The 583-nt window shown below is 63.5% G+C and carries 1 protein-coding gene; it reads right to left on the bottom strand.

The features are described from left to right. On the bottom strand, positions 1-583 hold a 583-nt coding region (locus tag PVZ80_RS00240), incomplete at both ends, for an immunoglobulin-like domain-containing protein (RefSeq protein ID WP_273863286.1).

Below are 583 nucleotides of genomic sequence, written 5' to 3' on the forward strand. Positions count from 1 at the left end.
ACCGGAAGACTCGCCCACCGGGATGGTGATGGTTTGGCCGTTGGACAGGGTGACCACGACTGGCGAGCCGGTGACCGGAGCTGTCACGGACGCGGTGTAGACCACAGTGCCGCCTTCAGCCACGGACGGAGTTGCCGTCAGGCTGACAGTCGAAGTGTCGATGGTGTCAGTCACATCGGTAACGGCCGGCGTGGTGCTTGGCACCAGATTCTCGAAGTTGCCGCCAGCGGCATCCTTGATGGTGACTTCGACTTTACCCGCGTCCTTGTACACATCGTCAGCCGGGGCTGCGACGGTCACGGAACCTGTGGTGGCGCCGGCGGCGATGGTAATCACCGCGCCGTTCGACAGAGTCACGGTAACCGGCGTGCCCGCGGCGTTAGTTAGGGTCGCGGTGTAAACAATGGACCCACCCTCGGCGACGGTATCGGTCGCAGTCAGACTGAGGGTGGTGGTGTCCGGTGTATCGGTGACCGAGGTGTCCGCTGGCTTGCTATCAACATCCAGCTTCTCGTAGTTGCCGCCGGTAGCGCCGGTGATGGTGGTGCTCAGGGAGCTACCGCCCGCCAGGGCATCGTTTGGC

Origin of the sequence: Pseudomonas sp. B3G-3, assembly GCF_028640915.1 — a bacterium.
GTDB classification, from domain to species: Bacteria; Pseudomonadota; Gammaproteobacteria; order Pseudomonadales; family Pseudomonadaceae; genus Aquipseudomonas; species Aquipseudomonas chlororaphis_I.